Source organism: Acidithiobacillus sp. HP-2 (genome assembly GCF_015100155.1).
In the GTDB taxonomy this organism is placed as follows: domain Bacteria; phylum Pseudomonadota; class Gammaproteobacteria; order Acidithiobacillales; family Acidithiobacillaceae; genus Acidithiobacillus.
Genome location: NZ_JACKZA010000004.1, coordinates 74769 through 86511 on the forward strand (window position 1 = coordinate 74769; position 11743 = coordinate 86511).

11 protein-coding genes are annotated in these 11743 nt (G+C 52.8%); all 11 read left to right on the forward strand.

Annotation, left to right across the window (positions count from 1 at the left end; all coding sequences use genetic code 11):
- Positions 1-2: 2 nt before the first annotated feature.
- The 11 genes from H7F11_RS04205 (at position 3) to bamA (ending at position 11738) form a co-directional block, all read left to right on the forward strand.
- On the forward strand, positions 3-1514 hold the full coding sequence (locus tag H7F11_RS04205) for a Ppx/GppA phosphatase family protein (protein ID WP_193649942.1): 1512 nt from the start codon (positions 3-5) through the stop codon (positions 1512-1514).
- Positions 1515-1547: 33 nt separating this feature from the next.
- Positions 1548-2147 (forward strand): DedA family protein, encoded by a 600-nt coding sequence (locus H7F11_RS04210; protein ID WP_227485236.1) that lies wholly within the window; start codon positions 1548-1550, stop codon positions 2145-2147.
- A gap of 192 nt (positions 2148-2339) precedes the next feature.
- Complete coding sequence (rpsB, locus tag H7F11_RS04215) at positions 2340-3092, forward strand: 30S ribosomal protein S2 (protein ID WP_193649944.1); 753 nt, start codon at positions 2340-2342, stop codon at positions 3090-3092.
- A gap of 29 nt (positions 3093-3121) precedes the next feature.
- Positions 3122-4000, forward strand: a complete 879-nt coding sequence (gene tsf / locus H7F11_RS04220) for a translation elongation factor Ts (protein ID WP_142086369.1) — start codon at positions 3122-3124, stop codon at positions 3998-4000.
- On the forward strand, positions 4001-4726 hold the full coding sequence (gene pyrH / locus H7F11_RS04225; RefSeq protein WP_193649945.1) for a UMP kinase: 726 nt from the start codon (positions 4001-4003) through the stop codon (positions 4724-4726). It begins immediately after the preceding gene.
- Positions 4723-5283, forward strand: coding sequence for a ribosome recycling factor (gene frr, locus H7F11_RS04230; protein ID WP_010638790.1), 561 nt, complete (start codon positions 4723-4725; stop codon positions 5281-5283). Before pyrH ends, frr begins: the two co-directional genes overlap by 4 nt.
- A 5-nt stretch (positions 5284-5288) precedes the next feature.
- On the forward strand, positions 5289-6053 hold the full coding sequence (uppS, locus tag H7F11_RS04235) for a polyprenyl diphosphate synthase (protein ID WP_193649946.1): 765 nt from the start codon (positions 5289-5291) through the stop codon (positions 6051-6053).
- The gene (locus H7F11_RS04240) at positions 6035-6853 is read left to right on the forward strand and encodes a phosphatidate cytidylyltransferase (RefSeq protein WP_193649947.1); all 819 of its coding nucleotides are present in this window, start codon (positions 6035-6037) and stop codon (positions 6851-6853) included. Before uppS ends, H7F11_RS04240 begins: the two co-directional genes overlap by 19 nt.
- Positions 6850-8028 (forward strand): 1-deoxy-D-xylulose-5-phosphate reductoisomerase, encoded by a 1179-nt coding sequence (ispC, locus tag H7F11_RS04245; RefSeq protein WP_193649948.1) that lies wholly within the window; start codon positions 6850-6852, stop codon positions 8026-8028. Before H7F11_RS04240 ends, ispC begins: the two co-directional genes overlap by 4 nt.
- Before the next feature lie 12 nt (positions 8029-8040).
- Positions 8041-9396 carry an RIP metalloprotease RseP gene (rseP, locus tag H7F11_RS04250; RefSeq protein ID WP_193649949.1) on the forward strand — a complete coding sequence of 452 codons (1356 nt, stop codon included), beginning with the start codon at positions 8041-8043 and terminating at the stop codon, positions 9394-9396.
- Positions 9393-11738, forward strand: coding sequence for an outer membrane protein assembly factor BamA (gene bamA, locus H7F11_RS04255; protein WP_193649950.1), 2346 nt, complete (start codon positions 9393-9395; stop codon positions 11736-11738). The genes rseP and bamA overlap by 4 nt, the downstream gene beginning before the upstream one ends.
- Positions 11739-11743 lie beyond the last annotated feature (5 nt).

The following is an 11743-nucleotide window of genomic DNA, read 5'->3' on the forward strand; positions in this document are numbered from 1 at the left end:
TCATGTCGGAACCCGTGACCACTGCTGTATTGGAAAATTATTTGGCAGCAGTGGATCTGGGTTCCAATTCTTTTCATATGGTAGTGGCGGAAGAGCTGGGTTCAGAAATTCGCTTGCTCGACCGCCTGCGGGAAGGTGTGCGTCTTGCCGAAGGTTTGCGGGAGGATGCCACGCTGGATCCGGCCGTCGAAAAACGGGCACTGGATTGTCTGGCACGTTTTGGTCAGCGCCTTCGTGGTATACGTCCCGACCGGGTACGCATCATTGGTACCAACACGTTGCGTCAGGCGAGCGCTGCTGAGGGCTTTGTGCAGGCTATTGAAGCCACTCTGGGTTTTCCTCTGGAAATTGTTGCCGGTCGGGAAGAAGCACGACTGGTCTATCTGGGTGTCGCCCACAGTCTGGCGGTAGATGCGGATGAACGCCGCCTGGTCATTGATATTGGCGGGGGCAGTACCGAAGTCATTGTGGGTCAGGGATTTGTGCCGAACAATCGTGAGAGTCTTCATTTTGGATGCGTAGGTTCCAGCCGCGCCTTTTTCCCGGATGATCTGATCACCACGGCGTCCTGCGAACGCCTTGAAAAAAAAGTGCGTATGGCCGTAGAGCCGATGCTGGATGAATTCACTGGCCATGGTTGGGATCAGGCAGTAGGTTCTTCCGGGACCATCAAAGCAATTAATCGGATCCTAATCGAGAATGGTCAGGGTAGCCGTATTACCCGTCATGGTATGTACTGGTTGCGAGAGCAAATTCTGCAGTTGGGCTCAGTGCGGGCCTTGTCCCGTCTGAAAGGTTTGAAGTCGGATCGTGCCGCTGTTTTTGCGGGTGGATTCATGATTCTTTTCGCCTTGTTCGAGGCCTTGAATATTCAGGAAATGCGGTTTTCAGAGGGTGCGTTGCGGGAAGGTGCCATTTATGACCTGCTCGGCCGGATTCACCAGGAAGACACCCGCGAACTCAGTATTCGCAGTCTCCAGGAGCGCTTTCACAGTCAAACCGGGCGCAACCAGGGTGTGGCAGCCTGGGCGGATCAGTTTTTTGCGGCAGCAATGGCGAACTGGTCTTTACATGGTGCCCATCGGCAATGGCTGCAGTGGGCGGCGTTAACCCATGATATTGGTCTGGATATTGCCCATTCCGGTTTTCACAAGCACGGCGAATACATCTGGCGGAATGCCGATTTGGCGGGCTTTTCCCGCCGGGAACAGGGGGTCGTGGCCGCTCTGTTGCGAACCCAGCGCAAGCGGCTTCCGCATCTGCAGTTCTATGCGGCTTTAGGCATTGCTGCGGAAGACCTGCTGGCAATTCAGCGCCTGGCGGTATTGCTGCGACTTGCCATTGTTTTCCATCGGGGTGCGCAAATTTCGGCTACAGCACCCGCCTTGCAGGTGGTGGACAAAGTCCTGCGCCTGTCACTGCCTGATCATTACAAGGATAAAATGCCTCTGCTTTTTGCGGATCTTGAGCAGGAACAGGAAAATATGGCTCCTGATTTTCATCTCCATTGGTAAGAGGACGTTCCCATCGAATTTCTGAATCCGTTGTTGCACTGGCTGCATCTGCAACCGGTTACCCTGAGCGTTATCAAGGAGTTTCTGCGCCAGTATGGATATTGGATCCTGTTCATCGGGACCCTGCTGGAAGGTGAGGCGGTAGTCATCATCGCTGGGGCTCTTGCCCATGCCGGGGTGCTGGATTTGCCCCTGGTCATTGCCGTTTCCTGGCTGGGAAGCACCATTAATGATCAGGTTTTGTATCAGGTAGGTTCCCGCTATGGCGAGCGGATTCTCGACTGGCTTCCCGCCTTTCTCAAGCGCCATGTAACCCAGGCAGAGGGTTTAATTAGGCGCTTCGGCGATTGGGTGACGCTGCTGTTTCGCTTTATTTATGGGACCCGAACCATCACCCCGATACTCCTGGGTGTGCATCATTATCCACCCCGACGCTACCTGGTCATGAATCCACTGGCTGCTGCTGTCTGGGCCGGCGTCATCGCCGGTATCGGTTATGTTCTCGGGGCTTCCTTGCAAAGCCTGCTGAATGGGGTGCGCCAGGTGCAGATTATTTTGTTGCTGCTGCTGTTTATGGGTGCTTTGCTTTACTGGTTTTGGCATCGCTGGAATAAATCCAAAACCGGTACTTAGCACGGCTGTTTTGCAGCCGACCTGGCCCTAGTGCGCGGTCCAGTCTTGCTCTAGTGGGGTAACTTGTGATAAAACGCGCTGGGCTTTGCCCTAATACGCACACGTAGCCTGAGAGGATTTCCGGGTGTCCGCAAGGATGGAATTCTCGGCCGCGTGGTGGATCTTAACCCTATGAAAACTGGAGAAATCTCTATGAGCAGCAATGTAAGCATGCGTGCCCTGCTGGAAGCCGGCGTGCACTTTGGTCATCAAGCCCGTTACTGGCATCCCAAAATGGCCCCTTACCTGTTTGGTGAGCGCAATCGCATTCACATTATCAATCTTGAACATACTCTGCCCATGCTGCGTTGCGCGCTGGCTTTTATTGAGCAGGTGTCGCGCAAACATGGTCGGGTTCTTTTTGTGGGTACCAAACGCCAGGCGCGTGAAGCGGTAGAGCAGGAAGCTCGTCGTTGTGGCGCCTTTTTTGTCAATCAACGCTGGCTTGGTGGTACCCTGACCAACTTTAAAACCATTCGCCAGTCTATTCGTCGTCTGGACGAGTTGGACCAGATGTCAGCCGATGGCACGCTTGAAAAGCTGACCAAAAAAGAAGGCCTAACCCTGTCGCGTGAGCGTGACAAACTGGAACGCAGTCTTGGTGGTATCAAGGAAATGAATGGTCTGCCCGATGCTATTTTTGTGATTGATGTGGGTCATGAAAATATTGCGGTGCTGGAAGCGCGCAAGTTGGGTATTCCGGTAATTGGTGTGGTCGATAGCAACTGCGATCCGTTGCTGATTGATTACCCCATTCCAGGCAACGATGATGCTACCCGTGCTATCCGTCTTTATGCTTCGCTGGTGGCCGATGCCATTTTGGCCGGTCGGCAAGGTGGTGAAGTGGATTTGCTGGACGAATTCGTCGAAGTGGACGAAGAAACCATTGAAATTGACGCCGATTAACGCATTCACCACATAACCGAGGAGTTTACATGGCTATTAGTGCACAACAGGTTAAAGAACTGCGTGAGCGCACCGGCGCCGGCATGATGGAATGCAAAACTGTTCTGACTGAAGCGGACGGAGATATGGAAGCGGCCATTGATCTGCTGCGCACCCGTGGTTTGGCCAAGGCCGACAAGAAGGCCAGCCGGGTAGCGGCGGAGGGCGTCATTGTTACTGCGCTGAGTGCAGACCAGAAGCAGGGGGTGGTGCTGGAAGTGAACTGCGAGACCGATTTTGTGGCCAAGAATGATGATTTTCTGGCCTTGGCCAAGGATTGTGCCGGGCAGGCTCTGCAACAGGGTCTGAAACAAATAGAGGCACTGGTGGCGGATGCGTCCATTGAAGAGCGGCGCAAGACCCTGGTCAGCAAGCTGGGTGAAAACATCAGTTTGCGGCGTTTGCAGCACTTGCAGGTCAAGGAAGGCGTGGTTGGAGCCTATATACATGGCAGCCGCATCGGGGTGATAGTGGCACTGGAAGGTCAGGCGGCTACGGAAGAACTCGGTAAGGATGTGGCCATGCACGTGGCTGCAGCCCGTCCGGAAGTGGTTCGTCCTGATCAGGTCTCTGCAGAACGTCTGGCCCGGGAAAAGGATATTCTGGTCGCCCAGGCCGCTGATAGTGGCAAGCCTGCTGATATTGTTGAAAAAATGATATCCGGTCGGCTCAACAAGCTGGTCAATGAAATTGCGCTGACCGGGCAACCTTTTGTGAAAGATCCGGATAAGAGCGTAGGGCAGTTGGTCAAGGGTTTTTCGGGAGTGGAAGTCGTCGAATTCATCCGTTTTGAGGTGGGTGAAGGTATCGAAAAAGCACCCACGGCAGACTTCGCCAGCGAAGTAATGGCGCAAGTCCGGGGGTCCTGAATGACCGCTCCCCGGTACTCACGTGTTCTCCTGAAACTCAGTGGGGAGGCCTTGATGGGGGATGGGCAGTATGGCGTAGACCGCGAGGTTGTACGCCGTATGGCTCGTGAAATCAAGGAGGTGGTCTCGTCTGGTGTGCAGGTCGCCATTGTCATTGGTGGTGGCAATATTTTCCGGGGGATGGCCAAGGCCGCCGAAGGTATGGACCGTGCCACTGCTGATTATATGGGGATGCTGGCGACAGTAATGAATGCTCTTGCGGTTCAGGATGCCCTGGAGCATTTAGGCCTGCCGACGCGGGTACTTTCCGCCCTGCATATAGAGCAGGTCGCTGAACCCTATATCCGTAGGCGTGCCATTCGCCATCTGGAAAAAGGTCGGGTAGTGATTTTTGGTGCTGGCACGGGTAATCCTTTTTTTACCACGGATACAGCCGCCAGTCTGCGGGCTGTGGAAATCAATGCCGAGCTGGTTCTGAAAGGAACCAAGGTGGATGGCGTGTATACGGATGATCCGGTCACCCACCCCGAGGCCATGCGTTACCGTGAATTGTCTTACAGTCAGGTTCTGGAGCAGAATCTTCAGGTGATGGATGCGACAGCTATTACCCTATGTCGTGATAATGATATGCCCATCATCGTTTTTTCCATCAACAAATCCGGCGCTTTGATGCGGGTAATGCTGGGTGAAGAGGAAGGCACCTCGGTGCGTAGAGAGGTTCCATGAGTATTCAGGAAATCAAAAAAGACGCTGAAACCCGGATGAAAAAAAGCATCGAATCCCTCAAGGGGGAGTTGACGCGTCTGCGTACCGGTCGCGCCAGTGCTGGCTTGCTGGATCATGTAATGATTGATTATTACAATGCTCCCACCCCACTGGCCCAGGTGGCTTCGGTTTCCGTAGCCGATGCCCGTTCTTTGGTGGTGACACCCTGGGAAAAAAACCTGATCCCAAAAATTGATAAAGCCATTCGCGATGCTGGACTGGGACTGAATCCGGTGGCCGGTTCGGACAATATTCGTGTACCTCTGCCGGCCCTTTCTGAAGAGCGGCGCAAGGAAATGGTGAAAGTAGTCCGGCAGGAAGGCGAAGGTGCCCGGGTGGCCATTCGCAATATCCGTCGTGACAGTATTTCTCAGGTCAAGGACCTTCATAAGCAAAAAGTCATTTCCGAAGACGAAGAACGTCAGGCAGAAGAGGCTTTTCAGAAGCTGACTGATCGCTTTGTAGATGAAGTAGATGCCGTGGTGGAGGCCAAGGAAGCTGACCTCATGGAGGTCTGAGTATTATGGCTGTACTGCCTGGATCAGAAGCGCCTAAGTTCCCTCGCCATGTTGCGGTCATTATGGATGGCAATGGCCGCTGGGCGTATCGGCAGCATTTACCCCGTGTGGCCGGTCATCGACGGGGAGCTGAAGTCGTCCGGGAGATGGTTCAGTCCTGTGTAGACCTGGGTATTCCCCATCTCACTCTCTTTGCGTTTAGCACTGAAAACTGGCGGCGGCCTCCTCTGGAGGTGCGTCTGCTCATGAATCTGTTCCGCTTGCTCCTGAAGCGGGAAGCCCGCAAGTTGCATGAAAATGGGGTGCGCTTACGGATTATCGGCGATCGCAGTGCGCTGGAACAGGATATCCGTCAGTTGATTGAAGAAGCTGAAAATCTTACCCGGGATAATACACGTCTGCAACTCAACCTCGCAGTAAATTACGGTGGACGTTGGGATATCGCCCAGGCTACACGCGCTGCAATTGCTGCCTATCAGTCTGCAGACTTGAATCTGCAGGATCTCAGTGAGCAGGATATTGCCCAACATCTGAGTCTTGCCGATGGACCCGAGCCGGATTTGTTGATTCGTACGGGTGGGGAAGAACGCATAAGTAATTTTCTGGTCTGGCAACTGGCGTACACAGAATTCTATTTTACCGACACGCTCTGGCCGGATTTTGATCGCGCCTCTCTGGAACACGCACTGCATTCTTTTGCACATCGTCAAAGGCGTTTTGGACGTACTGGTGATCAGGTTCTGGAGGGCGATTGCTTCGTCAGCGACTGATCACCGCCGCCTTTTTGTTGCTGCTGGTTTTTGTCCTGATTTTTCAGGCTTCCTCTCAGATTTTCCTGGTTTTTTTAATGCTGCTCGCCCTGCTTGCCGGACAGGAATGGGGTCGCCTCAGCTTATTCTCCAGGTCTCTTGCCCTGCTTCTGGGGCTGTCGCTCGCGCTGCTTTTGCTGCTGCCGCTTTGGTTAAAAAACCTGATCGGTCCCATGTTGGCAGATGTTTCGGTAGCCGCATGGTTATTATGGGCGGTGCTGATGCTTGCTGCGTCACCCAGCATGCTACATAGAGCTTCACTTTGGCAGCGTCCGCTTACGGGTTTCCTGCTTTTGCCAGCTTTTTTGCCCGCTTTCTGGTTTGCCTTGCAACTTCAGCGTCAGTCCCCCCATCAACTTTTGTGGGTGATTTTGATAATCAGCGCAGGAGATGTAGGTGCCATGACATTTGGGAAACTGTGGGGCCGGCGGCGGCTGATCCCACAGGTCAGTCCGGGCAAAACCTGGGAAGGCCTCCTGGGTGGCTTGCTTGCCAGCGCCATTGTGGGCACACTGGGCGCATGGATCTGGCTGGGGGCTCACCCTCTCGTATTATGCTCAGGGGCTTTGCTGGGAGTGGTGACAGCAATATTTGCAGTCATTGGTGACCTGGCAGAAAGTTATCTCAAACGCCGCGCAGATCGTAAGGATAGCGGGCAATTACTGCCGGGACACGGTGGTTTGCTTGACCGTCTGGACAGTATCAGCGCGGGTATTCCGGTTTTTGTAGCCGGGCTTTACTATCTGGGTTGGTGGAAATGACAAGAGGCATCTGCATACTCGGAGCCACGGGCTCCATTGGGAAAAGCACCCTGGACGTGCTTTCACGCCATTCCGATGTATTCCGGGTGGTGGCCTTAACGGGTAATCATCGTGTTGCGGAGATGCTGGCACTCTGCACAATCCATCAACCCGAACAGGTCGTCATGGCAGCACCCGAAGCAGCGCAACAATTGCGGGTGCTCTTACGTGATGCCGGTCTCAAACAAATAAATGTGGAAAGTGGTCCCGAGGCATTGGCAGCCGTTGCCCGTATGGACGGTGTTGACGAGGTAATGGCCGCAATAGTTGGAGCAGCTGGCCTTTTGCCTACTCTGGCTGCGGTGGAAGCCGGCAAAAAGGTTTACCTGGCCAACAAGGAATGTCTGGTGATGGCTGGCAAGCTGTTTATGGACCGGGTGCGGGCGTGTCAGGTGACCCTGCTCCCTATTGATAGTGAGCATAATGCCGTTTTCCAGTGCTTTGCCGATGGCCGCGGGGTGCGCCGCATCCTCTTGACGGCTTCTGGCGGTCCTTTCCGGACCTGGCCTTTGGAGCGTCTCGCGGGAGTGACTCCGGATCAGGCCTGTGCGCACCCTAACTGGGTGATGGGCCGGAAAATTTCTGTAGACTCGGCGACGATGATGAACAAGGGCCTGGAAGTGATTGAAGCCCATTGGCTGTTCAATCTTCCGGCAGAACAAATTGATGTGCTCATCCATCCCCAAAGTATTATTCATTCCATGGTGGAATACGTAGACGGTTCGGTATTGGCCCAACTGGGCAATCCGGACATGCGTACGCCCATTGCCCATGCCCTGGCTTACCCGGAGCGCATCGAAAGTGGGGTGTCCTCGCTGGATCTGGCCAAGACCGCAGATTTGCAATTTGAAACCCCTGACCTGCAACGTTTTCCTTGTTTGGCTTTGGCTTTTTCAGCCCTTAAAGCGGGGGGGGCTGCAGCTACCGTCCTCAATGCTGCCAATGAAGTAGCAGTTCAGGCTTTTCTGGACGAGGCTTTACCTTTTGCACGGATTGCTGCTGTTGTGGAAAATACCCTGACCGATTTGCAACCTGCTGCACCGGATGAACTGGATGCCGTTCTGGCGATTGATCAGCAGGCCAGAGTGATAGCCGGCAAACATCTGCGCCGTTACGCCGAATCTGCTTTGGCCTGATTTCGGGATACTGTGCACATACTCGAAACCATAGGCGCTTTTATTCTCGCAATTGGCATTCTGGTGCTGATTCATGAATCCGGACATTTCTGGGTCGCCAAATTCATGGGCGTGAAGGTGCTGAAATTCAGCATCGGCTTTGGTCCTGCTTTGATCAGTCGGCGTTGGGGCAAGGATCGCACAGAATATGTCATCGCTGCGTTACCTTTGGGTGGTTACGTCAAAATGCTCGGTGAACAGGCCGATGAACAAGTAATACCTGAAGACCGTACCCGGACTTTTGAGCAACTGGCTCCCGGTAAACGCTTTCTTATTGCTCTGGCTGGCCCTGCAGCCAATCTCCTTTTTGCCATCATTGCTTATGCCGGAGTTGCCTGGATTGGTATTCCCGGGCTGGCTCCCATTGTTGGTCTGGTGAATGATCATTCTCTGGCCGCTCAGGCCCATTTGCAGCCGGGCCAACGCATTACCTCCCTGAATGGGCAGCAGGTTTATACCTGGGAAGACATGCGTATGGGTTTATTGTCGGCGGCCATTGCCCGGGTGCCGGCACATCTTGAGACTACCGAGCAGGGCAGGTTGGCAACCCATACCCTACCTTTGCAAAATCTGAAGGCAGATTCGGTGGGGCCGGACTTTCTTGGCAAGATCATCGGAATGGAGCCTTACCTGCCAGCAACTGTGGGAGCAGTCGAAGCCAAAAGTCCGGCCGCCCGGGCAGGACTGGTAGCTGGCGATCGTATTACCGGCATCGATCATCATCCTGTCCCGAGCTGGGAGAGTCTGGCGCGTCACATTGAATCGCATCCAGACAAAACGGTGGAGATGACTTACCGGACGGCTGCGGGGATCAGCAAAACCATTCAGATCAAACCACAAATGTTTCTCGACAAGGTCGGCAAGGCGATTGGCAGGATCGGCATTGTCATGGCGCCCCTACCCAAGGATCTCATCGTTATACGCCAGCGGGGACCATTTGAGGGGTTGCTCTATGGTGCGCACAGTACCTGGCAGATGTCCTGGATGACGGTGGAGATGATGGTTCGGATGGTGCAGGGTTTTGTTTCACCGGATAATATCAGCGGGCCTATTAGCATTGCCGAATATGCGGGGCAATCGGCTCAGGCTGGCGTGGCGCCATTTCTGTCTTTTCTGGCTTTGGTCAGCATCAGTCTGGGTGTTCTGAATCTGCTTCCTATTCCCATACTGGATGGCGGTCATCTGGTGTTTTATGCTCTGGAAATGTTACGGGGTAAGCCGCTTTCGCCGGCGGTGGTGCAAAAAGCCCAACAGATCGGTATAGTGCTGCTTCTGATGCTGATGTCCTTCGCTTTTTACAACGATATTACGAGATTGATGACTCCGTGAAAAAATTCAGCCTGACTTCACCTTCGCCTCTTGTTCTTGCCTCGGGTATTGCCTGTGTAGCTGCCGTTTGGACAGCGCCAGCCTGGGCATTTACACCCTTCACTGTGAAAAACATAGAGATAAGAGGATTGCAGCACATTGCCCCTGGGACGGTTTATAACTATCTGCCCATTCATATCGGGGAAGAAGTAGATGACCAGAAAGCGCAGCAGGCGATTAAAGATCTTTACTCTACAGGTTTTTTCAAGGACGTGACTATCGCCCGTTCGGATGACAATTTGCTGGTGGTCGTCCAGGAACGTCCGATCATTGCCAGCATCAGGATGCACGGCATCAAGGCCTTTTCCAAAAAAGAAGTGGAAGGAACCCTGAAAGGCATTGGTCTGGTGGACCGCCATATTTTCAATCAGTCCCTGCTTGACGAAGTCGTACATGGACTGCAGCAGCAGTATGAAGGCATGGGTTATTATAATGCGAAAATTCATGCCAAGGTGGATAAACTGCCACGTAATCGTGTAGCCATTTATCTGGATGCCAACGAGGGAGAGCAGGCTACCATCAAGCAGGTGACCATTGTCGGTAATCATGCTTTCAGTGAAAGCCGTCTGCGTGGACTTTTCGATATTGGTGCCCCTGACGCCTTTTCATTTTTTACCAAAAATGATCGTTATTCTCAGGAGAAATTGATGAAGGGCCTGGAAGCCCTGCACAATTTCTATCTGGATCGTGGCTATCTGAATTTTGATATTGAATCCAATCAGGTACAGGTCACACCAGATCGTCGTTTTGTCTACATTACGGTCAATGTGCATGAAGGACAGGTTTATCATGTGAAGTCGGTGAATTTGACGGGAAATCTGGTGATTCCCAAGCCAGAGCTGGAAAAACTGGTCGAAATTCATCCAGGTGAAGTGTTTTCCCGGGCAAAAATCAATGACACCAACAGTGCCATCGCCAACAAGCTGGGTGATCTGGGTTATGCTTTTGCCAATACCACTCCGGTGCCGACGGTGGATGAAAAAACCCGTGAGGTGGCTCTGAATTTTGAAGTGGACCCAGGGCGCAAAGTGTACATTCGCCGGATTGAAATTACTGGCAATGATCGCAGCCGGGACTATGTAGTCCGGCGTCAGTTCAGGCAGATGGAAGGATCTCTTTATAATGGCGCGCAGATCAGGCGTTCCAAGGAGCGGCTCCAGCAGACTGGTTTTTACGATAAAATCGACACTAAAACGGTTCCGGTTCCCGGTCATCCTGATCAGATGAATCTGGATGTGCATGTCAGCGAGCGGCCGACCGGCAGTTTCAGTCTGGGTGTGGGCTATTCCAACGCGCAGGGTATTTTGTTCAATGGTTCCATCAGCCAGAACAATTTTATGGGTACTGGAAATGCGTTGTCTTTTTCGGCCAATGTGGGCGGATTGGGCACAGCATTCAACCTATCTTATACTGATCCTTATTTTACCCCGGATGGCATCAGTCTGGGTGTTAATCTTTATCGGAATGATACCAATCTTTCCACCCTCGCTGTCGCGCCCTATCAGGAAATTGACTATGGTGCTACGGGCACGCTGGGCATACCCATCATGCGGTATGTCTATGACTATATGTCCTTGGGCTATAGTAATACGACCATTAATCTGACTTCTGGTAGTCCACAGATTTATAACCAGTATGTAACTACGTTTGGTAATACGGCTACTGCTGTGACCATAGGTAATAGCCTGGTGTACGATAGCCGCAATTCGCCCATTTTCCCGACGAAGGGTTTTTATGGCAGTCTGGATCTGAAGGCAGCTGTTCCTCCCGGAAAACTAAAATGGTATAAGGCTGAAGTCAAAGCTGAATATTATCATCCCATCACTTCCTGGTTGACTGGCGGACTGAGTGGTCGCTATGGCTTCATCAATGGTTATGGTGGCAAGCCGGTTCCTTTCTTTAACAACTATTATCTGGGTGGTCCTACAACACTGCCGGGCTATCAGACTTATGCACTGGGTCCGCAGGTTGGTGGTTATCCTGTAGGTGGTACCCGTGAGTTGTTGTTTAATGCCAGCCTTTACTTTCCATTGCCGGGCCTGGCCGATAATCCTAATTTCCGGATGTCTATTTTTGCTGCCAGCGGTTGGGTTTATGGTGTACAGTCCAATACGGACGGCTCTATTTATAATTATACTAATAACTATTTCCCCAGCCTGAGTGATATGCGCACAACAGCTGGAATAGGCTTTCTATGGATCAGCCCCCTCGGTCCTCTGCGCCTGTCCCTGGCGATTCCCTTGGACAAGAAGCCCGGAGATCTTACCCAACCCCTGCAGTTCACTGTGGGAAACAATTTCTGATGCCC